We start from the raw sequence: 23,566 nt of genomic DNA on the forward strand, positions 1-23,566 counted from the left end.
CAACAGGAGAACAGCATGAATACCGCAGTTGCCACTACCCCCATCCAGAAAACGCGCAGCGTCGAGCGCATCATCAACGGCCAGTTCGTGATGGACGGCGCGGGCGTGAAGATCAACCGCGTGCTGACCGGTCCCCTGCAGCGCCGCCTGGATCCGTTCCTGATGCTCGACGCCTTCGGCAGCGACAAGCCAGGCGACTACATCGCCGGCTTCCCTGAGCATCCGCACCGCGGCTTCGAGACCATCACCTATATGCTGGCCGGCCGCATGCGCCACCGCGACAGCGCCGGCAATGAAGGCATGATCACCGATGGCGGCGTGCAGTGGATGACGGCCGGCCGCGGCGTGATCCACTCCGAGATGCCGGAGCAGAACGAGGGCCTGATGGAAGGCTTCCAGCTGTGGCTGAACCTGCCCGCCAGCGACAAGATGGTCAAACCCTGGTACCGCGACATCCCGCTCGAGGACGTGCCACGTTTCACGCTGGACGATGGCGTGACGGTGCAGGTGATCGCCGGCAGCACCCACGGCGTGGACGGGGCCGTGCAGCGCGCGCATACCGAGCCGCTGTATCTCGACCTCGAGATCCCGACCGGCGTGACGTTCGAGCAGCCGATCCCGGCGGGCCACAATGCCTTCGTCTACGTGTTCCGTGGCGAGGCGATCATCGACGGCAAGGGTGTCGGCTCGGGGCGCATGGCGATCCTCGACAATGCGCCCGGCGCCGATGGCGTGCGTGTCAAGGCAGCGGCCAACACCCGCGTGCTGGTGCTGGCCGGGCGTCCGCTGAATGAACCGATCGCGCAGTATGGTCCGTTCGTGATGAATACCCAGGCCGAACTGCAGCAGGCGGTGGAGGATTTCCGGGCTGGTCGTTTCGTGTAACTGGTATCGCTGCAGGGCGCCCACCAGCCGCCCTGCAGCTCCCTGTGCGAAGGGGCCTGCCATGCGCTACACTCTCGGGATGACACAAGCGCAACAACATTGACATGGCACTGCTGGACACCCTGGGCGACCTCTGGATGCGCGCGAGCCGGGCCATGGGCCTGGAAAACGCCGACCGCTTCCCGCATGGCCACGCCTATCCCCATACGCGCTGGAACAAGGCGTATTTCGACATCCCGTCCGACTACAAGGCCGACCGGATGGAGACCATTGTCTGCACCGCGATCGCCAACACGCCCTATGTGTTTGGCGAGATCCGCAACCCGACCCCACGCATGCAGCGCGCGCTGCTGTCCATCGTCGAGTCGCGCCTGCGCCGCGCCGATGCGCCGGCCGACCTGGTGCATCTCTTGATCAAGGCTTACCGCCAGCCGCATACGCCGGACATCGTGCCGGGGTTGCGCGCCGCCATCGCGGCCAACGCCCAATACGACGCCAATATCCAGGCGCATGCGGTGCTGGCCTACCTGGGCGACGCGCCGGCGGGGTTCGGGGTGATCGAGGCGCAGGGCTGAGTCCCGCCGTCGAACCCGCGCACCTTGTCCGATAAAATACCCATCTTCGTTCCACAGCCCAACCAGCCCATACCGCCATGACCTCCGCCCGCCAGTTCCAATTCAAATCCATCAACTACACGGCCCTAGCGGCCGGCCCGCGCGTCATCATCATGGGCGCGACCCATGGCAACGAGGTGTGCGGCACCAAGGCGATCCGGCGGATCATGGAGGAAATCGATAGCGGCGCATTGCACATCGCGGCCGGCAGCGTCACCTTCGTCCCGATCGTCAATCCGCTGGCCTACGCCCAGAACACCCGCAACGGCGACCGCAACCTGAACCGCGACCTGTTCCCCAAAGAGAAGCCGCTGGACTTCGAGGACCAGGTCGCCAACTGGCTGTGCCCCCTGCTCGGCCAGCACGACGTGCTGCTCGACCTGCACTCCTTCGCCGCCACCGGCGAGCCGTTCGTGATGGTCGGGCCGCTCGACAACGACGGCACGCTGCAGCCATTCCGCCACGCCGCGAAGGAACGCGCCTGGGCGCGCCGCCTGGGTGTGCGCCGCTTCGTCGACGGCTGGCTGGCCACCTATGGCGACGGCGTGCAGCGCCGCAGCCGCAGCGCCGACGAACTGGAAACCGTGCTGCGCTACGGCGTCGGCACCACCGAATACATGCGCAGCACTGGCGGTTTTGCTCTGACGCTTGAATGCGGCCAGCACGACGATCCGGCCGCGCCGGACGTTGCCTACCGCGCGATCATGAACACGCTGGCCCACCTGGGCCTGATCGCTGCCGCGGATCCGGAACCGGTCGCCTTCGACGAGATGGAAGCACTGTCGATGTTCGTGGTGCACGACAAGCTGCATGCGGACGACGCCTTCGTGCGTCCGTGGAAGAGCTTCGACCCGGTGAGCGAAGGCGAACTGCTCGGTCACCGTGCCGACGGCACGCCGGTGGTGGCCGAATTCGGTGGCCGCATCCTGTTCCCGGCCGCGAACGCCGCCGCCAATACCGAATGGTATTACCTGACCCGCCCCAACGCGACTTTCGGCCGCGAGTAAGCTCACCACCTTGAACCGCGCATTTCGGGCCGTCGCCAGCAAACATTTCTTGAATATCGTAAGATGACGATATTCGGATCGAAAGAACCCGATATAAGGAAATCCATGGACATCGACGCGATCCACAAGGCCCTGGCCAACCCGGTACGGCGCCAGATCCTGCAGTGGCTCAAGGAGCCGCAGCTGCACTTCATCGAGCAGGATCACCCGCTCGAGATGGGTGTGTGCTGCAAGCTGATCGACCAGAAAACCGGCCTGTCGCAATCGACGGTGTCGGCGCACCTGGCCACCCTGCAGCGCGCCGGGCTCGTGAGCACGCGCCGCGTCGGCCAATGGATTTTCTTCCAACGGAACGAGGAAGCCATCCATGCCTTCCTCGCACAACTGAACGACGGACTTTAGGAATACCCGATGACTACAATGTTTGACCCGATCAAGGTGGGCGCTCTCGAATGGCCGAACCGCATCGTCATGGCGCCGCTGACCCGCTCGCGCGCCGATGGCGGCGCACGCGTGCCGAATGCGCTGATGGCCGAATACTATGTGCAGCGTGCTTCGGCCGGGCTGATCCTGTCTGAAGCGACCTCGGTGACCCCAATGGGCGTGGGCTATGCCGATACCCCGGGCATCTGGTCCGACGAACAGGTCGAAGGCTGGAAGATCGTCACCGAAGCCGTGCACAAGGCCGGTGGCCGTATCTTCCTGCAGCTGTGGCACGTGGGCCGCATCTCGGATCCGTCCTTCCTCGACGGCGAGCTGCCGGTCGCGCCATCGGCGATCCAGCCCGATGGCCATGTGAGCCTGCTGCGTCCGAAGCGCCCCTTCGTCACCCCGCGCGCGCTCGAACTCGATGAAATTCCCGGCATCGTCGCCGCCTACCGCAAGGGCGCCGAGAACGCCAAGAAGGCCGGCTTCGACGGCGTCGAAGTCCATGGCGCCAACGGCTACCTGCTCGACCAGTTCCTGCAGGATTCCACCAACAAGCGCACCGACGCCTATGGCGGCCCGATCGAGAACCGCGCGCGCCTGATGCTCGAAGTGACCGACGCCTGCATCGACGTCTGGGGCGCCGACCGCGTCGGCGTGCACCTGGCGCCGGCCCGCGATTCGCACGATATGGGCGATTCGACCCCGGCCGAGACCTTCGGCTACGTGGCGCGCGAGCTGGGCAAGCGCAAGATCGCCTTCATCTTCACCCGCGAAGGGCAAGGTCCGGACGTGCTGGGCCCGATGATCAAGAAGGAATTCGGCGGCGTCTGGATCGCCAACCAGCAGCTCACCCGCGAAAAGGCCGCTGAGCTGATCGCCAGCGGCACCGCCGACGCGGTGTCGTGGGGCCAGCTGTTCATCGCCAACCCCGACCTGCCGAAGCGCCTGCAGCTGGGCGCGCCGCTCAACGAGCCGAACACCGATACCTTCTACCATCCGGGGCCGGTCGGCTACACCGACTATCCGGCACTGGACCAGGCTGCCTGATTTTTCGTTTTCGCCCCCGCTTCGCTGCCCTGTCGCCGGCGAAGCGGCGGCGCCTCTTTCGACGGGACCCTGGCGGTCCCGTTTTTCATGCGTATTGACGATGCTATCGAATCTGCATGCGCGAAGTACACATTCTCTCCTGCGGGTGTCCAGCGTGGAACGTTAGTGCTATTCTTGCGCGATTGACATTTCGCGCACCCAGATGCGCCCACCGAGAGAGAGGATATTCAGTGAACTTTCCTGCACACCGCACGATGGCCATCGCCATCGCTTCCGCCTTCGTCTTCGGCGGCGCCGTCCACGCCGCGCCGGCCCAGCAAGCCGCCCCGGTCCGCGCCGAAACCGCCTTCCTGTCGCAGGACGACGCGTTTGCCCGTTCCGCGCGCATCGCGAACGTGGACTATGTGCTGGACTTTACGCTGACCGGCAAGGAAACCTTCGCCGGCACTACGACCGTCACCTTCGACCTCAAGGACACGAATTCCGCCGTCACCCTCGACCTGAACAAGGCCAGCGTCAAGTCGGTGAGCGTCAACGGCAAGCCGGTCCAGGCGCGTTACAACGACTGGTTCATCACCATCGACCCGGCGCACCTGGCCAAGGGCCGCAACACCGTCACCGTCGCCTACGAGCGCCTGCACAGCACCAATGGCGAAGGCCTGCACCGCATGGTCGACCCGGCCGATGGCCGCGTGTATACCTACTCGCACTTCGAGCCGGTGGCCGCCCAGCAGATGTTCCCGCTGTTCGACCAGCCCGACCTGAAGGCCAGCTACACCGTCACCGTCACCGCGCCGAAGGACTGGCATGTGGTCACCACCACCCGCGAAACGAAGATCATTGATGCCGGCGCCAACCGCCGCTGGACCTTCAAGCAAACCCGCCGCCTGAGCCCCTACAACTTCTCGCTGCACGCCGGCCCCTACCAGGTCTGGGAAGACAATAGCGGCAAGTACCCGATGCGCCTGTTCGCGCGCCAGTCGCTGGCCAAACAGGTGGTTCCCGCCGACTGGTTCCGCCAGACCAAGGCCGGCATGACCTTCTTCGAAGAGTACTTCGGCATCCCCTACCAGTTCGAGAAATACGACCAGCTGATCGTGCCCGACTTCCTGTACGGCGCCATGGAAAACGCCGGCGCCATCACCTTCGCCGAAGCGCGCTACGGCGTGGCCAATATGACGGCCGACCAGAAGCAGTCGATGACCGAAGTGATCATGCACGAGATGGCCCACCAGTGGTTCGGCAACCTGGTGACCATGAAGTGGTGGAACGGCCTGTGGTTGAACGAAAGCTTCGCTTCCTTCATGGGCATCCTGGCCACCGCCGAATCGACCGAGTTCAAGGACTCGTGGCAGAAGTTCTACCAGACCGGCAAGCAGCGCGCCTATATCCAGGACCAGACCGCGAGCACCCACCCGATCGAGGTGCCGGTGCCGTCCTCGGCCAATGCCTTCGACAATATCGACGCCATCACGTATTCGAAAGGCGGCGCCGCGCTCAAGCAGCTGCGCCACCTGCTGGGCGAGGAAGTGTTCCGCAAGGGCGTGCACAACTACCTGGTCAAGTATTCGTGGCAGAACGCCACCCTCGATGACTTCATCAATACCCTGGCCAAGACCGCCGGCCGCGACCTGTCGGGCTGGACGAAAGAGTGGCTGTACCACGCCGGCGTGAACACGATCGCCGCCAACTACAGCTGCAGCAACGGCAAGATCAAGGACTTCAGCCTCACGCAAACCGCGCCGGGCAAGGACCTGCCGACGCTGCGCGAACAGCGCGTGCAGGTGGCGGCGTTCAAGATCGACGGCGGCAAGCTGTCCCTCATCAAGAACGTGCCGGTGACCTACAAGGGCGCCAAGACCGCGGTCAAGGACCTCGACGGCGCGGCCTGCCCGGACCTCGTCTACCCGAACTACCAGGACTGGGGCTATGCGAAAGTCCAGCTGGACGCCCGCTCCTTCGATACCGCGCGCACCAAATTGTCGCAGGTCGACGATCCGCTGCTGCGCGCCATGCTGTGGCAAAGCCTGTGGGACAGCGTGCGCGACGCCCAGCTGCCGCTGAACGACTTCATTACCGTGGCGCTGAACAATGCGCCGCAAGAGAAGGACTACACCCTGCTCGGCGACGTGCTGGGCAAGGTCGTCCAGTCGAAAGCCTACCTCGACGCCATGCGCCTCGACAATGCGTATGCGAAGCAGACCTATGCCGCACTCGAAAAGATGGCCTGGGACGGCGTGCTGGCGCACAAGGGCAACGCCGACGTCCAGCGCCGCTGGTTCAGTCTCTACGTGAGCGTAGCCTCCAGCCCGGAGGCGCTGGCGCGCCTGGCCGGCATCCTCGACGGCAAGATGGATGCCGCCGGCATGGAGCTCACCCAGGACCAGCGCTGGGCGCTCATCGCCCATCTCAACCGCTACAACTACGCCGGCGCCGACAGGCTGATCGCGGCGGAGAGCGCGAGCGACAAATCCGACGCCGGCCAGGTGGCGGCGGTGGCAGCCACTGCGTCGCGTCCGGATCCGAAGGTCAAGGCCGAGTGGGTCGGCAAGATCGAAGACCTCAAGACGCCGCTGCCATTCTCGCGCATCCGCACAGCGATGGGCAGCGTGTTCCCGGCCGAGCAGGGCCAGTTGAACGAGCTCGAGGCCGATGCGCGCCTGGCGCGCCTGCCGGCGATCGACAAGGCGGCCGGCCCGGTCTATATGCGCGCCTACGCCATCACCATGATCCCGACCGCCTGCACGCCGCAAAGCGTGCAGCGTTTGAGCCGCGCCGCCGATCAGATGAAAGACCTGTCGGCATTTACCCGCCGCTCGCTGCTCGACACCCTGCAGAATGAGCAGCGCTGCGTGGCGATCAAGGGTGCGATGACGGCGCCGAAGTAAGCGGTAGATGCGCGCGGACGCCGGCGTGATGCCGCGCCGCGCGCCGGGCTGGCCGCTCTTGGCCACGCTCGGCGCGCACCTGCTGCTCGCATCGTGGTGGCTCGATGCCACCGGCGTGCGGTCGTTGCCATCCATCGTGCCGGCGCTGCGTGAATTCCTCGTGGTGCCGGTGCTGGTGCCGCCGCCGGCCCCTGCATCCTCGCCACCCGTTCCAATTCCCCGTTCCACCCCTCGCTCGCCGGCACGCGCTCCTGTCGAAGCGCGGCCCATCACGCCCCCCGCCGTTGCCCCGATTGCGGAGTCTGTCGCTGAAACCTATCCCGATCCGCTGGCGCAGCCTTCGCCACAAGACGATGCCGCATACGAAGAAGCCACGCTGGCCGGCCGCGCCAGGCGTGCCGCCGGTAGCGTCGATCAAGACCTACGCAAGGGCAAGCTGGCCCCGCTCGAGCCGACCGACACGCCATGGAAGCGCTTTGCCAGCGCCGTCGAAGGCGCCCGCAAGGATACTTCGCGCACGCTGACCTCGGAAAGCTATACCTCGCCCGACGGCACCATCGTCTACCGCTTCCGCAAGAACGGCAAATATTACTGCCGCACCGGCGGCGGCGTGCGGCCGAGCATGTTCGGCGCCGAGGGCGGCGGCGCCGTCCTGTTCGACAAGCCCGGCGGCGGCGGCATCGCCGGTCTCGTGCCCTGCCCCTCCGGCGCCGAGTTCAAACGCGACTGAGCGTTGCCCGTCGCGCCCCCGGACGGAATGCACAGCTCCGCTACCCTGCGCCATGCGCCGTCGGCTCCGCACTCGGCCGGTGGATGTTCGCGCAGCAGCGCCCCCAGGTCCAGCGGCGCGCCCTCGCGCACCTTGACCCCGCGCGCGATCGGCACGCATAGCGCGTCATGCCACGCCGCCGCATGGCCTTCGGGCGTGGGCAGTGCGCCGCGCAAGCGGACGGCGGCCTCTTCGCATGCGGCGCCGCTGGCGAACTCGCCGCGCAGGCTGCTGCTCTCCAGCGTGACATCGAGGTTCTGTTGCAGGTACAGCAGCAGGATCATCGTGAACATATAGAATGACCAGGTTCGCGGCCCCGGCCGCGCTTGCAGAGGAAACACATTGGACTGGGATTATCCGCATCCGTTCATCCTGCCCGTCGTGCCGCAGGCCGGCGACATCGATGGCCTGAACCACACCAATAACGCCGTCTACGTGCGCTGGTGCGAACAGGCCGGCTGGGCCCACTCGGAAGGGCTAGGCCTGTCGCTGGACGACTACCGGCGCCTGGACCGCGCGATGGCGATCCGGCGCGGCGACTACGAATACCTGCTGCCCACCGTGCAAGGCCAGGCGCTGAGCCTGGCCACCTGGCTGGTCGGCGGCGACGGCAAGCTGACGATGGAGCGCCGCTTCCAGCTGGTGCGCGACAGCGATGGCGCCACCGTGCTGCGCGGGCGCTGGGAATTGGTCTGCATCGAGATCGGTAGCGGCCGGCCGCGCCGCATGCCGGCCGAATTCCTGGACATTTATATGCCCGTCGTGGTCGCACCAGACTGAACTTCGCCCCCGCGCGCATGGTTGCATTGCGCATGCTCAAGGACGAGTTTGATCGATCCGGCGTACCACCCGCTTGGGCGCGATCAGACTGGTTCCGTCACCCGATCCGACGAAGAGGATGCGATGCTCCGGATTCTGCCCAAGATCCCGATCGATATGCGCCTGATCCTGTTCTGGCTGCTGGCCTGCCCGCTGCTGGCGGGGCAATTGCTGGCTGGCTGCCGGCTGCGCGACGGCGGGCACGAAGAACTGGTGGTGCCCGAACTGGTGCGCACCCATCTCTATCTCGCGCCCAACGGGTCGGACAGCAATCCCGGCACCCGCGCCGAGCCCTTCCGCACCCTCGCGCGCGCGGCCCAGGTGGTCACGCCGGGCACCACCGTGCACGTGGCGCCCGGCATCTATTCGGGCGGCGTGCGCACCGTCACCAGCGGCACGCTCGAAGCGCGCATCATCTTCCAGAGCACCGAGCGCTGGGGCGCCAGGATCGTGCCGCCGCTCGACGCGCGCCAGAGCGCAGCCTGGGACAACCGCGGCAACTACGTCGACATCATCGGCTTCGAGGTCGACGGCACCCAGTACCAGAGCGGCATGAAATGGCTGAGCGGCATCTATAACGGCGGCTCGCACAACGGCGTGCACGGTAACCGCATCCACCACATCGGCAACGATGTGCCGTGCGAGCCCAAGGGCGGCTCCGGCATCGGCATCGACAGCTACTTCAAGGGCGTGGACGTGGTCGTGACGGGCAACCACGTGCACGACATCGGCCCACCGGGCTGCCGCTACATGCACGGCATCTACATCAGCACCACCGCCAGCGTGCGGGGCAACGTCGTCTACCGCGTGTCGGGCGCGGGCATCCATTTGTGGCACGACGCCAACCGCGTGACCGTGCGTGGCAATACCGTGGCGGCATCCGGCACCGGCATCGTGGTCGGCGGCGGCGACTTTTATCACAGCAAGGGGCCGAACGACCACACCCACGTCAGCAACAATATCGTGTACGACAACGGCAACGGCATCCTCGAACAAGGGGCGATCGGCCGCCACAACAGCTTCCGCAACAACCTCGTGTACCAGAATGCCGGCGACGACTGGAAGCTGTCGCCCGGCCGCGAGCATACGGGCAGCATCAGCGCGCCGCCCCAGTTCGTCGAGTACAGCGCCAGCGGCACGCCGGACTTCCGCCTGCGCCGCGGCTCGCCGGCGATCGGGCAAGGCTTGCAGTCCGACTCGGCGCCGCCCGGCAGCGGCAATACCGGGGCCCGGCCGATGCGCAAGGCCGACATCGGGGCCCTGCCGTCGGCGCCGCCGTCATAGTGACGTTGCGGCGGCGCCGCTGCGTCGTCATGGCGCTTACAGGATTTCGCGCACCCGCTCGAACGGCCGGCACAGGCGCACGCCTTTCGGCGTGACCACGAAAGGCCGCTCGATCAGGATCGGATGCGCGGCCATCGCATCGAGCAGGGTCGCATCGTCTACGTCGGGCCGGTCGAGGCCAAGCTCGGCGTACAGGGCTTCCTTGCGGCGCACGGCGTCGCGCGGCTGCAGGCCGGCGCCCGCGATCAGGCGCGCCAGTTGCTCGCGGCTTGGCGGCGTGGCCAGGTACTCGATCACCCGCGGTTCATGGCCGGCCTCGCGGATGGCGGCCAGGGTATTGCGCGAGGTCCCGCAGCGCGGGTTGTGGTAAATCGTGATATCCATTGTCATTACGCGTCGTATCGGATTGTTATTGGCTTGTCGTTCAGACAGCGGCATGATAACCACAGTGCATACCCGGCACCAGCATTTTTGCTTGTCCCCCCTCCCCGCTCCGGCTAGAATCCCACGCTTGATTTTCTAGAGCGTAATGGAATTTGCATAGCCACATGTCATTACGCCGCAACGGAGACCGGATGGACGATTACCTGCAGCGCCCCGAAGCATTGCCTACCCTGCGCCAGCGCACCGCGCTGCGCGTGCTGCAGCTATTCGGCTGGAAGGTCTACTTCAAACCGCTGCCTGGTCCCCACGGGATCGCGGTCATCTACCCGCATACCTCGAACTGGGACTTCCCCATTGGCATGGTCGCCAAATGGGCGCTGGATACCCCGTTCCGCTGGCTGGCCAAGGATACGCTGTTCCGCGGCACGATGGGCCGCCTGATGCGCTACTGGGGTGGGATCGCCGTCGATCGCCGCGCGCCGATGGGCGCCACGCGCCAGCTGGCGCAGCAGATACTGAAGCAAGACTGGTGCTGGGTCGGCATCACGCCGGAAGGCACGCGCGGCTATCGGCCCCACTGGAAGAGCGGCTTTTATCACCTGGCGCAAACCGCCAACGTGCCGATGCTGCTGGTCAGCTTCGACTACAAGAAGAAAGAGCTGCGCATGACCGAAACGCTGCTGCCATCCGGTGACATCGAGCGCGACATGGACACCATCCGCGCCGTCTACCGGGACGTCACCGCCCTCTACCCCGAAAACGCGGCGCCGATCGTGCTTGCCTCGAAGGACGACAAGGACGCCGAGCGCAAGCGCGCCTGACGTTTTTCTCTTTCTAGACGGCCGGCTGCGGCCGGCCCGCCGCACTCGACCCCGCCAGCCGGTCCCAGGCATTCGCCGCGCTCAGGAATACCTCCCCGCTGAGCTGGCCAAGCAGATCGCTGTCGCGCAGCCGGTCCATCACCGGCCCCTTCACTTCGGCCAGGTGCAGGGTCACGCCGCGCTGGCTCAGCGACGCATTCAATTCCCCCAGGCCGAACAGGGCCGAGGTGTCGATCGCATTCACCGCCGACAGCACCAGCACCAGGTGGGAGGTCGAGGCATGTTCCGCCAATTCCTCGTCGATGCGCTCGTTCACCGCATCGACGTTCCCGAAGAATAGCCCGGCGTCGACCCGCAACATCAACAGTCCCGGCGTGGTCTCGGCCGAATAGCGGTCGACGTTGCGGAAGTGTTCGGTGCCGTGGATGCGGCCCAGCACCGCGATGTGCGGCCGGCTGGCGCGCCAGATCAGCGCGCCCATCGACAGCGCCACGCCCACCAGCACGCCCGCCTCCACCCCCAGCACCAGCACGCCGCCGGCGGTCGCCAGCAGCGCCAGCGCGTCGGCGCGGTCGTAGCGCCAGGCGGTGCGCAGGGTCGACCAGTCGAGCATGCCCAGCACCGCCACGATGATGGTCGCGGCCAGCGTCGGCAGCGGCAGCAGGGCCAGCCAGCCGGTGGGCGCCACCAGCGCCAGGGCCAAGAGGCCCGCCGTGATCATGCTCGCCAGCTGGGTGTTGGCGCCGGCCGCGAAATTGACCGCCGAGCGCGAAATGCTGCCGGTGACCGGAAAGCCGCCGGAGAGGGCGCTGCCGACATTGGCCGCGCCCAGGCCGACCAGCTCGCGGTTGCTGACCAGCTTCTCGCCGCCGCGCTTGAGCGCCAGCGCCTGGGAGCCTGACATACTGATCAAGAACACCATGAAACCGATCAGCAGCGCCGGCTGCAGCAAGGCCTGCCAGTGGCCGCTCGAGGTGGCCAGGTTCAGGCCCGGCAAGCCGGCCGGCACCGCACCGGTGGTGGCCACGCCCAGGCGGTCCAGGGCAAGCAAGGGCACCAGCGCGGTCGCGCCCAGCACGACGAACATCGGCGCCAGCTTGGCCGCGATGTCGGCCACGACGGGTTTGACGCGCAAGCAGCGCAACAGCGGCGACAGCCATTCGCGCGCCATGACCAGCAAGGCCAGGGAGCCGACGCCCAGCGCGATGCTTGGCCAGTGCGGTGTTGCGTCCAGCGAGATCGGGCCGCCGACCAGAGTGCGCAGCTGGCCCCAGGCGATGACGACCGCCGAGCCGATGGTAAAGCCGCTCATCACCGGGCGCGAGAAGAAATTGGCGAGAAAGCCGATGCGCAGCAGGCCGCAGGCCAGCAGGACCAGGCCCGACATCAGCGCCAGCTGGGCCGCCAGCACGCCATACAGGCCGGTGCCGGGCGTGGCCAGCGGCGCCAGCGTGGACGCCGTCATCAGCGACACGATGGCCATCGGCCCCACCGACTGGGTGCTGCTGGTGCCGAACAGCGCGTACAGCAGCGGCGGGAAGATACTGGCATAGATCCCGACCACCGGTGGCAGACCGGCCACCAGCGCATAGGCCATGCCCTGCGGGATCATCATCATCGCCACCACGATGCCGGCGCTGATGTCGCCCGGCAGCGCGGCGCGGCGGTATTCGCGCAGCCACTGAAGCATGGATTACCCTGGGAGGTCTTGCCTGTTTGAAAGGCCGCTAGCGTAGCATAAATACCGCATATCGATATTCGGTTTTCGATCGCGCGATTGCGGCGCCTTAGCCAGGGCCGCCAACAGCCGCTCAGGACATCGCCAGCTCGACACAGTTGCGTCCGGCCCGCTTGGCGCGCGCCAGTGCGGCATTGGCCCGCACCGCAAGCGAGTCGCCGCTCTCGCTCTCACCCAACTGGGCCACGCCCAGGCTGATGGTCACGTGGTCGCAGCCCGGGATCTCGACCTGCTCGATCGCGGCGCGCAGCTTCTCGGCCATCCTGAGGCCGTCGATCGCGCTGGTATGCGGGGCGATCACCAGGAATTCCTCGCCGCCCGAGCGCACCAGCACATCGCTCGCGCGCAGCAGCGCGCGCACGGTACTGGCCACGGTGCGCAGCACGATGTCGCCAACCGGGTGGCCGAAGCTGTCGTTGACCTGGCTGAAGCGGTCGATGTCGAAGCTCACCAGCGCCAGCGGCAGGCGGTAGCGGCGGGCGCGCTTGATCTCCTGCTCGAGCAGGTGTTCGCCGTGGCGGCGGTTGGCGACCTCGGTCAGGGCGTCGGTGGTGGCCAGGTGGGTCACGCGCGCCAGCAAGACCTCGTTTTCGCGCGTGACCTCGGCCATGCGCTGGCCGTGCGAGGCCAGCTGGGCCAGGTCGTCCAGCGCCTGCAACTGCGCGCGCGAGAAGGCGCGCGCATGGTCGAACATCAGGCATAGCGAGCCGCGCGGGCCGCCCGGTCCCTGGCCCGGGATCGGCACGCCGACCACCATGCGCACGCCGAAGCGCTCCAGGCTGGCCGCCAGTTCGGGCTCGCCCGCCTTCTCCGGCGCGTCGAGCAGGGTGAATTCGCCGCTGGCGGCGGCCAGCAGGCCGGGGAAGGCGTGGCGCAGCGGCGACTGCAGCAGGCGGCCCTCGACCTCGAGCAGCGCCATCAGGTGCAGGCCGGCCACGCCCTGCTCGGCTTCCAGGTGCAGGTCGCCGTCGCGGTGCTGGAACAGCGCGGCATGCGCCAGACCCGGCCAATCCATGACGGCCGCGCACAGGCGCTCGGCAAAGCGCACGCTGTCGTCGGCGTCACCCAGCGCCTGCTGGCTGGCGCCGCGCAGCGCCAGCAGCACTTGCAGCTCCTGCTCGGCGGCGCCCGGGGCCCACGGCCGCGCGAAGCCGGCGCGCAGGCGCGCGTCGAGCAGCGCGCGGGTCTGCTGCGCGCGCAGCGGGCCGATGGCATAGTCGATCGGGCCGAAGGCCATCAGCGCCGGCAACCAGCGCGCATTGGTGAAGGGACACAGCACCAGGGTCGGCTTGCCGGCCCGTTCGGCCACCAGGGCGCCCAGGGCCGCCAGGTCGATCCCCAGCTCGCAGCGTTCGAGGTCCAGCACCACGAGGTCGGCCGGCTCGCGCGCCAGCAGGCTGCGCGCCTGATCGGCGCCGGAGGCAACCCGCAACTGCGCGAACACGCCGGCGCAGGCGCTCTGGAAATCGGCGCGGCGCTGGCCCACCGGGTTCACGAACAGGCAGCTGTAGTCGATGTTCACTTCGTCCGCGTGCGCGCCCTCTTCTGCCATCCTCATTCTCCAAAACGTTTCCAGGCATTACCGATTCGCCATGTTTGCCTCGCGAGTGTGCCATAACCTCGGCACTGTGTGTGGAACCGCACCGTCGCGCCGGACCGTGCGTCCAATACTCTCCAGATCGAATGCATATTCACGGGAGAAGCACGATGGGACAGCAGGACGATGTGGCGAACAAGCAGAAGGCCATCCAGAACCGCCAGGACCAGATCGATGGCAGCATGCAGAAGGCGAAGGGTGACGACAAGGCCGCCGTGCAGACCGGCGTCCGGCAGCCGGAAACGCCGATGCCCGGCCAGCACCTGGCCAAGCCCGGCATCGAGGCGCAGATGGAGCTCAAGCCGAAATTCATGGCCGAGGGCTACAAGGGCAGCGGCAAGCTGGAAGGCATGAGCGCCATCGTGACCGGCGGCGACTCCGGCATCGGCCGCGCGGTCGCGGTGCTGTTCGCGCGCGAAGGCGCGGACGTGGCCGTGATGTACCTGAACGAACACGAGGACGCCGAGGAAACCAGACGCTGCATCGAGGCCGAAGGTCGCCGCTGCATCACCATCCCGGGCGACGTCAAGGACGCCGCCTTCTGCAACCAGGCGGTGGAAAAAGTCGTCGCCGAATTCGGCCGCCTGGACGTGCTGGTGAATAACGCCGCCTTCCAGGAACATGCGAACTCGCTGCTCGACATCACCGACGAGCGCCTGGACGAAACCTTCCGCACCAATATCTACGGTTACTTCCACATGGCGCGCGCCGCCCTGCCCCATCTGAAGCGCGGCGCCGCGATCATCAACACGGGCTCAGTGACCGGCCTGCAGGGCTCGAAAAAGCTGCTCGACTACTCGGCCACCAAGGGTGCGATCCACGCCTTCACGATGTCGCTCGCCTCGAGCCTGATCGAACAGGGCATCCGCGTCAATGCGGTGGCCCCGGGCCCGGTCTGGACCCCGCTGAATCCGGCCGACCAGCCGCCCGAGCAGCTGAAGGAATTCGGCGCCGCCACTGACTACAAGCGCCCGGCCCAGCCAGAAGAACTGTCGCCGGCCTATGTGTTCCTGGCCTCGCCCGTGTGCTCGGGCTACATCACCGGCATCGTGCTGCCGATTACCGGTTCGGTCGGCTGACAGGCCGGTCTGCGAATAACGAGGAGAGCATCCATGCGCAGCATGTGGAAGGGGGCGATCAGTTTCGGGCTGGTCCACATCCCGGTCGATATGTACACCGCGGTCGAGAGCAAGGGGCTGGACCTGACCATGCTCGACCGCCGCGACTTTTCGCCGGTCGGTTTCAAGCGCTACAACAAGGGCAATGGCAAGGAGGTGGCGTGGGACGACATCGTCAAGGGCTACGAGTATGAAGATGGCGAGTACGTGGTGCTGTCCGACGAAGACCTGCGCCGCGCCAACCCGGAGGCGACACAGACCATCGACATCCAGGCCTTTGTCGACGCCGAGGACGTCCCGCTGATCTACTACGACCAGCCCTACTACCTCGCGCCCGGCAAGGGCGGCGCCAAGGTGTACGCCCTGCTGCGCGAGACCCTGCGCGAGGCCGGCAAGATCGGCATCGCGCGCGTCGTCATCCGCGTCAAGCAGCACCTGGCGGCGCTGGTATGCGTGGGCGACACCATCGTGCTCAATACCCTGCGCTATCCGGACGAGATGCGCGACGCGGGCGAACTCAAGATCCCGTCGCCCGATTCAAAGACGGCCGCCGTCACCGTCAAGGAACTCAAGATGGCGATGGCGCTGGTCGAGGGCATGAGCGAGGACTGGGAACCGAAGCAGTATCACGACACCTATCGCGAGGACGTGCTGGCCCTGGTCAAGAAAAAGATCAAGGCCAAGCAGACCAAGACCATCACCCAGCCCGAGCCCGAGAAGGAAAAACGTACCAGCGGCAAGGTCATCGACCTGGTCGCCCTGCTCCAGGCCAGCCTGGGCAAGAAGCCGGCCAAGGCCGCGCTGGCGGCGCTGGAAGATGACGACGACGATGACGACGATCCGCCACCACGCAAGTCGAACAAGCCGGCCGACGACGACGACGACGACACCCCCGCGCCGCGCGCGCGCAAGACGTCCGGCGCGGGCAGCCGCTCCGGAGCCACCGCCGCCAAGCCGGCCGCAAAGAAAGCCGTGTCCAAAAAGGCAGCCGCAAAGGCCCCGGCCAAGGCGCCGGCACGCAAGAAGGCGGCGTGAGGATGGGGGAACTGATCGACCTCCTCCAATGGCCGGCCATGGTGGTCAGCCTCTACGCCGCCTTCCTGATCGGCTCCAAGCGCGCCGAACGCCGTGTCTTCGGATTCTGGATGTTCATTCTCAGTAACCTGATGTGGATCGTCTGGGGCTGGCACGACGAAGCCTGGGCCCTGATCACCCTGCAGTTTGCGCTGATGGCGATGAATATCCGGGGCATCTTCAAGAACGGTCACTGAGTGCAAGGAGGCGGCCGCACCGCCTTCTTGCATCTCTTTCTTTCGAGGTATTGTAAAAAACTATCTTAATAATTAAAGCAATTATCTTTCCCTAAATCGAATTGCTCATTAGAATCTATCTCATTGAAATTCAATGCAATGAGGAGATCACGAATGAGCCAACCCCGCCTGACCACCGCCTCCGGCATCCCGCTCGCCGACAACCAGAATTCGCTGAGCGCCGGCCCGCGCGGCCCGCTGCTGCTGCAGGATTTCCAGCTGATCGAAAAGCTGCAGCACTTCAACCGCGAGCGCATTCCTGAACGCGTCGTCCACGCCAAGGGCTCGGGCGCCTATGGAACCTTCACCGTCACCCATGACATCAGCAAGCTGACCAAAGCCAGGCTGTTCGCCCACGTCGGCAAAGAGACCCCGGTGTTCCTGCGCTTCTCGACCGTTGGCGGTGAAAAGGGCAGCGCCGATACCGAACGCGATCCGCGCGGCTTCGCCCTGCGTTTCTATACCGAAGAAGGCAACTGGGACCTGGTCGGCAACAACACGCCGGTGTTCTTCATCAAGGACCCGATCAACTTCCCGGATTTCATCCACACCCAGAAGCGCGATCCGCAGACCAACCTCAAGTCGGCCAATATGATGTTCGACTTCTGGAGCAATGCGCCGGAAAGCCTGCACCAGGTAACGATCCTGTTCTCGGACCGCGGCACCCCGGACGGCTACCGCCACATGGACGGTTTCGGCAGCCACACCTATAGCCTGATCGACGAACAGGGCCAGCGCGTCTACGTGAAATGGCACTTCAAGACCCGCCAGGGCATCAAGAACCTGAGCTCGGCCGACGCTACCCGCATCGCCGGCAGCGACCCGGATCACGCCCAGCGCGACCTGTTCAATGCGATCGCCGCCAATGACTTCCCGCAGTGGGACGTGCAGGTGCAGGTCGCCACCGTCCAGGAACTGGAAGCCTGGAGCGCACGCACCGGCTGGAATCCGTTCGACCTGACCAAGGTCTGGCCGCATGGCGACTTCCCCGTGCAACCGGTCGGCGTGCTGGAACTGAACCGCAACCCGCAGAACTACCACGCCGAAGTCGAGCAGGCCGCGTTCTCACCGGCCAATGTGGTGCCGGGCCTGGGCTACTCGCCCGACAAGATGCTGCAGGGCCGCCTGTTCGGCTACCACGACGCCCAGCTGTACCGCGTCGGCACCAACCACCAGCACCTGCCGGTGAACGCACCGCGCTGCCAGGTCCACAACCACCAGCGTGATGGATCGATGGCCATCGCCAACGGCGGTTCGGCGCGCAACTACCACACGCTCAATAGCGTGGGCGCCGGCGCCACCGGCATGGGCCACGGCGAGCGCGAGCTCGCCCTGGAAGGCGATGCCGGCCGCTTCGACTTCCGCGGCCAGGAAGACGATTACACACAGGCCGGCAACCTGTTCCGCCTGATGGACGCCCAGGCGCGCCAGAACCTGTGCGACAACCTGGCCGGCCCGCTGAGCCAGGTGGATGAAGACATCCTGCAGCGCCAGCTGCGCCACTTCGACCAGGCCGATCCAGCCTACGGCGGTGGCGTGCGGGCTTCGCTCAAGGCATTGGGCCGCAACGTCGACTGATCCAGTAGCTCCCCTGCCTCTTGCCGCCACCCGGGACAGCCGTTCCGCGTGGCGGCTTGCTGTGTCGCGCGACATGCGCATTCCCGTCCGGGCCCGGCTCGGCGATACTCCGGAGCAACGCCGTCAATGCGGCCAACCCAACCGGATCCCCGCATGCTCGCAATAACCGCCCCACGACAACCCCTGCTGCTCGCCGCCAGCCTGGTACTGGCCGGCGCCATCGCCCTGACGATCCACGTGGCGATGCTCGCCGCGGGCATCCCCTTCCCGCTGTCCCAGCCGCCGGCCTGGGCGCGCTGGCTCAACCTGTCGCTCGCGATCGGCGCGGTGTTCGTCGTCCTGCGGCTGGCCGGGCCGGACTTCGCGCGGCGCGGCTTCCAGGCGCGCACACTCATCGTCTTCGCCCTGCTGCTCACCATCCGCGAAACGGCGCGCGCCGGCATCATGAGCGGCGTGGTGACGACCGGCTGGGCCTACTCGGCGATCGGGCTGATCGAGCCGGTGGCAAAGGTCCTGATCCAGTCCGTGCTGTGCGTTGCCGCCGTGCGCTGGGTACGCGGCGGCGTGTCGCTGGTCGTCGTCGCACTGGCGACGGCGGCGCTATGCATGGGAGGCCAGGCGCTGGCCGGCATGGCGCTGGCGCCGCTCATGGAACAGTTCGCGTCGTTCGCCCGTCCTGCCCAATACGTTTTCCCCTATCCCTTCCACGTCACGCTGGCGGCCTATCTCACCATGCTCGAGCCGGTGATCGGCGCGACGCTGGTGCTCGCCCTGGTATGGCAGCGCTTGCCCGGAACGAAGATCGCCCGTCTGCTGACGGCCGCGCTGCTGGTCGCACTGCTCAAGGGGATCGTGGGTGTCACTTTCGTGTTCAGCTTTTTCATGAAGCAGCCGCCGCTCGAGGGGATGCTCAGCTACAGCCAGTTCCTGTTTGAATTCCTCGCCCTCGGCTTCCTGGCCGCACTCGCCTGGGACGCCTTCGGGCCAGCGGTCAAGGCACAAACCCGAGCGCCTTCATCGCTTTCGTGAGCGTCCTGGCCGCCCCGGCATAGCCGTCCCACGGCGCATTGCCCTCGTCCAGCCGCGTGTGCACATTGGCCACCGTCCACTGCGTGCTCGACTTCAGGCCAGCCAGTTCGTCCCAGCGCAACGGCACCGAAATCCCGAGTCCGGGCCGCACCCGCGCCGACCAGGCGGCGACGGTGGTCGCGCCCTGTCCGTTGCGCAGGTAGTCGATGAAGATCTTGCCGACCCGGTTCTTCGGGCCGCTCTTGAAGGCGAAGCGGTCGGGCAAGGTATCGGCCATATGCCGCACGATCGCCTGCGAGAACGCCTTCACCGTATCCCAGTCATGATTACCCTTGATCGGCACCACCACGTGCAGGCCCTTGCCGCCGCTGGTCTTCAGAAAAGCAGGCAAGCCCAGTTCATCGAGGAAGGCATGCATCAGCTGGGCCGCTTCCTGCATCGCCGGCCACTCCACGCCCTCGCCCGGGTCGAGGTCGAACACCATGCGGTTCGGCTTCCGGTAAGTGCCCTTGAGCGCGTTTTGCGTGTGGATCTCGACCACGTTCCACTGCGCCGACGACAGGATGCCCTCTACTTTCGCCACTTCCAGCATCGGCGGATGGTCGGGGTCGAGCGCCGCATCCAGCTGGCGCAGGCCCGGCATCTTGCGCACATCGGCATGCTTCTGGAAGAACAGCTCCCCGCCCACGCCCTCGGGTGCGCGCACCAGCGACACCGGACGGCCCTTCAGGTGTTCCATCATCAGTTCGCCGACCAGCGCGTAATAGCGGATCAGGTCGAGCTTGGTCGCGCCGCTCTCCTTGTCGATCACGCGGTCGCCGTTCGTGATCTTCATCAATGCCGGCAGCTTGGCCGGCGCCGCAACAGGATCCTCATTGTCCTTTGGCGTCGCTTCGGTCATGTGCTGTGCCTTTTCACGTGTGATGCCCTTGGCTGGCTTGTCTTCGCGCAGGCCCTGGAACACAGGATGACGTACGGCGCCGGCGCTCGTCCATTCCGAGAAGCTGACCTCGGCCACCAGCACCGGCTTGACCCAATGGTGCTTGCGGCCGGGGACGGCGCGCGGCGGGAACGGACTCTCGTCGCTGCGCAGCTTTTCCAGCCGCCTGGCGATCGAGGCCAGCGAGGAATGGTTGAAGCCCGAGCCGACGTTGCCCGCGTAGCGCAGCACGCCCTCCTCATCATACGTCCCGAGCAGCAGCGCGCCGATGCCGGTGCGCGAACCCTTGGGATCGGTGAAGCCGCCGATCACGAATTCCTGGCGCAGCCCGCACTTGAGCTTGATCCAGTCGGGCGAGCGCCGCGACACATAGCGCGCGTCGCGGCGCTTGCCGATCACGCCTTCCAGGCCGATCTTGCAGGCGGCAATCACGAGTTCGTCGGGCTTGTCGCCGAATTCCGCAGAGAAGCGCACCTTGTCCGACTTCTTTTTCGCGAGCAGTTTTTCGAGCAAGCCGCGCCGGTCGACCAGCGGCAGCTCGCGCAAGTCGTGGCCGTCGAAGTACGGAACGTCGAACAGGAAGAATTCGATGTGTTCGGCTTGCTTGCCGTCGAAAGCCTGCTGCAGCTTGCCGAAATCGGGCTTGCCGCTTTCGTCGTGGACCACGATCTCGCCGTCATACCAGCCATCGGGCAGCTTCATGCGCTCCAGCTCGGCCTTGAGCGGCAACAGCTTGTCGGTCCAGTCGTTGGCATTGCGCGTGATCAGGCGTACCGCGCCGTCCTCGATGCGCGCCAGCATGCGGTAGCCGTCGAACTTGACCTCGAACACCCAGTTCTCCGGATCGGGCGGCGGCGCGTCCACCAGCGTGGCCAGCTCGGGAGAAAATTTCTCGGGCAAGGCGACCTTGCCGGCTGCCGGCGCCGCCTTTTTCGCCGCCGCCCGTTTTTTCGGCGCCGGCGCCTTTTTCTCGTCTTCGCGCAGCGCTTCCACCTTGCGCTGCACCCGTTCGGGCATCGGCAAGCTCTTGACGCTGTCCGGCATCTCGTCCACCAGCGAGAACTCCTCGGACGAGCGCGCGTATTCGTCCTTCTCCTTGATCAGAAGCCACGGTTCCTGCTTCTCGTTGCCGCGGCCCTTCATGCGCACCAGCGTCCAGCGGCCGCGCATCTTGTGGCCATGCATCTCGAACTTGATGCTGCCCTTGGCGAAGCCCTTGTGCGGGTCTTCCAGCGGTTCCCAGGTGCCCTTGTCCCAGATGATGACTTTGCCGGCGCCATATTGCTTGGCCGGAATCGTTCCTTCGAAATCGGAGTACGAGATCGGGTGGTCCTCGACGTGCACCGCCATGCGCTTGTCGTGGGTGTCGTAGCTGGGGCCTTTGGGCACCGCCCAGCTCTTCATCGTGCCATCCAGCTCGAGCCGAAAATCGTAATGCAGGCGGCTGGCCCAGTGCTTCTGGATGACGAAGGTCAATTCGTCCAAGCCGGGAGTGCCGCCCTCGGCTGGTTCGGACGTGATCGTGAAATTGCGCTTGGCTTTATAGACTTTCAGTGCGTCGGGCATGGTGCTGCTCCAGGACCTATTGATCACAGCCTATTCCGGCATACCGTCGAGGACTGTACGGCAGCGAACGCTGACCGAACCGTTACGATAAATGTAAGTGGATGTAAATCCGGTCAACTGGACCGTAACGGGCCCCGTTATCTGCTCAGTGACACGGGGAATACAACTCCACGGAGCCCCACACGAGAGCAACCGAGTTTCAAACCACTTTAAAGGAATGACACCATGAGCAAAATCGCCGCTACCCTGATCGCTGGTCTGTTCGCTACTTCCGTGTTCGCCCAGACGCCTGCCGCCACCACCGCTACCCATGCCGAAGCGCAGGCCCACAAAGATGCAGCCAAGGCCGACGCCAAGCATGCGAAAGAAGTCGCCAAGGCCGACGAGAAGGTAGAGAAGGCCAACGCAGAAGCGAAGGCCGACGTGGCCAAGGCCGAAGCGAAAGCATCCGAGAAAAAAGCTGAAGCCAAGGCCGACCAGGTCGAAGCGAAGGCCGACGGCGTCGCCCGCTCGCAGTAATCCCCACGGCTCAGAACCCTCACCAGAAGCCGGCTCGAGCCCCACCATATCGCGGCGTCCCCACGCCGCTCCCATGCAAAAGACAGGTCTTCCTGTCTTTTGCCATGCCTGCTCTACAATAAGCTTTCGCTCTCTCTTTAGCCTTCTATTTCCTGCAGCGTAAAGGACATCATGGACCGTATCGTCTTTCTCGACCGCGACAGCCTGCAAGCCAATGTGCGCGTGCCCGGCTTTGCGCATACCTGGCAGGATCACGCGGGCACCAGCCCGGACGAGGTCGTGGAACGCCTGGCCGGGGCCACCGTCGCCATCACCAACAAGGTGCCGCTGCGCGCGGGCGCGATCGCGCAACTGCCCGACCTGAAGATGGTCGCCATCGCGGCTACCGGCCTTGATAATGTCGACCTGGCCGCCTGCCGCGAGCGCGGCATCGTGGTCTCGAACATCCGCGACTATTCGCTGGTCTCGGTGCCGGAACACTGCTTCACCCTGATGCTGGCGCTGCGCCGCAACCTGCGCGCCTACACCCTCGATGTCGAGGCGGGCAAATGGGAAACGTCCAGCCGCTTCTGCCTGCTCGACCACCCGATCGGCGACCTGGCCGGCAGCCGCCTGGGCATCGTCGGCTACGGCGCGCTCGGTAAGCGGGTCGCCGGCATCGCGCGCGCCTTCGGCATGCGGGTGGCCGCCACCTCGCGTTCGGCGATCCAGGACCCGGACGTCACCGAACTGGGGCTGGACGAACTGCTGTCCACCTCGGACATCGTCAGCCTGCACCTGCCGCTCACCGAACAGACCCGCGACCTGATCGGCCGGCGCGAGCTGGGCCTGATGAAGCCGGGCGCGCTGCTGATCAACACCGCGCGCGGCGGCCTGGTCGACGAAGCGGCGCTGGCCGAGGTGCTGATGGAAGGCCGCATCGGCGCCGGCTTCGACGTCCTCTCCAAGGAACCGCCGTCGTCCGGCAACCCCCTGCTCGGCCTGCGCCTGCCAAACTTCATCCTGACCCCGCACGTGGCCTGGGCCAGTTTTGGCGCCATGCAGACGCTGGCCGACATGCTGGTCGATAATATCGAGGCCTGGCGCGCGGGAGCCCCGCGCAACGTGGTATGAACGCAACCTAAGCGTGCTAATCACAACCTCTCGGCGTCCCTTCCACAGATGAATGTTCAGGCAGCGAAAGATGGCCGTAGCGAATAGGTGTTTGGCGTTGGCATCAATCTA

At 65.9% G+C, this 23,566-nt stretch carries 21 protein-coding genes and 1 pseudogene; 18 read left to right on the forward strand and 4 right to left on the reverse strand.

Features of this window, described 5'->3' with window-relative positions:
- Nucleotides 1-15 precede the first annotated feature (15 nt).
- The 10 genes from SOM61_RS19565 to SOM61_RS19610 all read left to right on the forward strand — a co-directional run bounded on the left by SOM61_RS19565 (nt 16) and on the right by SOM61_RS19610 (nt 9,742).
- Nucleotides 16-885, forward strand: a complete 870-nt coding sequence (locus SOM61_RS19565; RefSeq protein WP_320475631.1) for a pirin family protein — start codon at nt 16-18, stop codon at nt 883-885.
- Nucleotides 886-989: 104 nt separating this feature from the next.
- Nucleotides 990-1,460 carry a hypothetical protein gene (locus SOM61_RS19570; RefSeq protein WP_320475632.1) on the forward strand — a complete coding sequence of 157 codons (471 nt, stop codon included), beginning with the start codon at nt 990-992 and terminating at the stop codon, nt 1,458-1,460.
- Between the two features lie 77 nt (nt 1,461-1,537).
- Complete coding sequence (locus SOM61_RS19575; protein WP_320475633.1) at nt 1,538-2,506, forward strand: succinylglutamate desuccinylase/aspartoacylase family protein; 969 nt, start codon at nt 1,538-1,540, stop codon at nt 2,504-2,506.
- Between the two features lie 105 nt (nt 2,507-2,611).
- On the forward strand, nt 2,612-2,908 hold the full coding sequence (locus SOM61_RS19580) for an ArsR/SmtB family transcription factor (protein ID WP_320475634.1): 297 nt from the start codon (nt 2,612-2,614) through the stop codon (nt 2,906-2,908).
- Between the two features lie 9 nt (nt 2,909-2,917).
- Nucleotides 2,918-3,982: an alkene reductase gene (locus SOM61_RS19585; RefSeq protein ID WP_320475635.1), complete on the forward strand. Its 1,065-nt coding sequence runs from the start codon at nt 2,918-2,920 to the stop codon at nt 3,980-3,982.
- A gap of 230 nt (nt 3,983-4,212) precedes the next feature.
- A complete protein-coding gene (gene pepN, locus SOM61_RS19590; RefSeq protein WP_320475636.1) occupies nt 4,213-6,870 on the forward strand; it encodes an aminopeptidase N in 2,658 nt (885 codons plus the stop codon).
- A gap of 7 nt (nt 6,871-6,877) precedes the next feature.
- Entirely contained in the window at nt 6,878-7,600 is a 723-nt protein-coding gene (locus SOM61_RS19595; RefSeq protein ID WP_320475637.1) for a hypothetical protein, read from the forward strand.
- A 167-nt stretch (nt 7,601-7,767) separates the two neighbouring features.
- On the forward strand, nt 7,768-7,941 hold the full coding sequence (locus SOM61_RS19600; protein ID WP_320475638.1) for a hypothetical protein: 174 nt from the start codon (nt 7,768-7,770) through the stop codon (nt 7,939-7,941).
- Nucleotides 7,942-7,981: 40 nt separating this feature from the next.
- Nucleotides 7,982-8,419: an acyl-CoA thioesterase gene (locus SOM61_RS19605; RefSeq protein WP_320475639.1), complete on the forward strand. Its 438-nt coding sequence runs from the start codon at nt 7,982-7,984 to the stop codon at nt 8,417-8,419.
- A gap of 123 nt (nt 8,420-8,542) precedes the next feature.
- Nucleotides 8,543-9,742 (forward strand): right-handed parallel beta-helix repeat-containing protein, encoded by a 1,200-nt coding sequence (locus SOM61_RS19610; protein ID WP_320475640.1) that lies wholly within the window; start codon nt 8,543-8,545, stop codon nt 9,740-9,742.
- Nucleotides 9,743-9,781: 39 nt separating this feature from the next.
- Here the strand turns inward: SOM61_RS19610 and arsC are convergent.
- A pseudogene (gene arsC / locus SOM61_RS19615) lies at nt 9,782-10,126 on the reverse strand (arsenate reductase (glutaredoxin)); the annotation flags it as partial.
- Nucleotides 10,127-10,317: 191 nt separating this feature from the next.
- On the opposite strand from arsC, the gene SOM61_RS19620 reads away from it, so the two are divergent.
- Nucleotides 10,318-10,947 carry a 1-acyl-sn-glycerol-3-phosphate acyltransferase gene (locus SOM61_RS19620; protein ID WP_320475641.1) on the forward strand — a complete coding sequence of 210 codons (630 nt, stop codon included), beginning with the start codon at nt 10,318-10,320 and terminating at the stop codon, nt 10,945-10,947.
- Between the two features lie 13 nt (nt 10,948-10,960).
- On the opposite strand, the gene SOM61_RS19625 is transcribed toward SOM61_RS19620, so the two are convergent.
- Nucleotides 10,961-12,637 carry a SulP family inorganic anion transporter gene (locus SOM61_RS19625; protein WP_320475642.1) on the reverse strand — a complete coding sequence of 559 codons (1,677 nt, stop codon included), beginning with the start codon at nt 12,635-12,637 and terminating at the stop codon, nt 10,961-10,963.
- A gap of 121 nt (nt 12,638-12,758) precedes the next feature.
- Nucleotides 12,759-14,237 (reverse strand): GGDEF domain-containing protein, encoded by a 1,479-nt coding sequence (locus SOM61_RS19630; RefSeq protein WP_320475643.1) that lies wholly within the window; start codon nt 14,235-14,237, stop codon nt 12,759-12,761.
- Between the two features lie 155 nt (nt 14,238-14,392).
- Between SOM61_RS19630 and SOM61_RS19635 the strand changes: the two genes are divergently transcribed.
- The 5 genes from SOM61_RS19635 (at nt 14,393) to SOM61_RS19655 (ending at nt 19,317) form a co-directional block, all read left to right on the forward strand.
- Nucleotides 14,393-15,361 carry an SDR family oxidoreductase gene (locus SOM61_RS19635; RefSeq protein WP_320475644.1) on the forward strand — a complete coding sequence of 323 codons (969 nt, stop codon included), beginning with the start codon at nt 14,393-14,395 and terminating at the stop codon, nt 15,359-15,361.
- Between the two features lie 33 nt (nt 15,362-15,394).
- Nucleotides 15,395-16,435, forward strand: coding sequence for a non-homologous end joining protein Ku (gene ku / locus SOM61_RS19640; protein ID WP_320475645.1), 1,041 nt, complete (start codon nt 15,395-15,397; stop codon nt 16,433-16,435).
- A 2-nt stretch (nt 16,436-16,437) separates the two neighbouring features.
- On the forward strand, nt 16,438-16,671 hold the full coding sequence (locus tag SOM61_RS19645; protein WP_320475646.1) for a hypothetical protein: 234 nt from the start codon (nt 16,438-16,440) through the stop codon (nt 16,669-16,671).
- Between the two features lie 153 nt (nt 16,672-16,824).
- Nucleotides 16,825-18,288 carry a catalase gene (locus tag SOM61_RS19650; protein ID WP_320475647.1) on the forward strand — a complete coding sequence of 488 codons (1,464 nt, stop codon included), beginning with the start codon at nt 16,825-16,827 and terminating at the stop codon, nt 18,286-18,288.
- A gap of 153 nt (nt 18,289-18,441) precedes the next feature.
- Nucleotides 18,442-19,317 carry a hypothetical protein gene (locus SOM61_RS19655; protein WP_320475648.1) on the forward strand — a complete coding sequence of 292 codons (876 nt, stop codon included), beginning with the start codon at nt 18,442-18,444 and terminating at the stop codon, nt 19,315-19,317.
- Here SOM61_RS19655 and ligD read toward each other — a convergent pair.
- Nucleotides 19,280-21,823 (reverse strand): DNA ligase D, encoded by a 2,544-nt coding sequence (gene ligD / locus SOM61_RS19660; RefSeq protein WP_320475649.1) that lies wholly within the window; start codon nt 21,821-21,823, stop codon nt 19,280-19,282. The genes SOM61_RS19655 and ligD overlap by 38 nt on opposite strands.
- A 225-nt stretch (nt 21,824-22,048) precedes the next feature.
- On the opposite strand from ligD, the gene SOM61_RS19665 reads away from it, so the two are divergent.
- Nucleotides 22,049-22,342, forward strand: coding sequence for a hypothetical protein (locus SOM61_RS19665; RefSeq protein WP_123068127.1), 294 nt, complete (start codon nt 22,049-22,051; stop codon nt 22,340-22,342).
- Between the two features lie 171 nt (nt 22,343-22,513).
- Nucleotides 22,514-23,455: a D-2-hydroxyacid dehydrogenase gene (locus SOM61_RS19670; RefSeq protein ID WP_320475650.1), complete on the forward strand. Its 942-nt coding sequence runs from the start codon at nt 22,514-22,516 to the stop codon at nt 23,453-23,455.
- Nucleotides 23,456-23,566 lie beyond the last annotated feature (111 nt).

This window comes from Massilia sp. CFBP9012, assembly GCF_034045115.1.
Classification (GTDB): Bacteria; Pseudomonadota; Gammaproteobacteria; order Burkholderiales; family Burkholderiaceae_D; genus Telluria.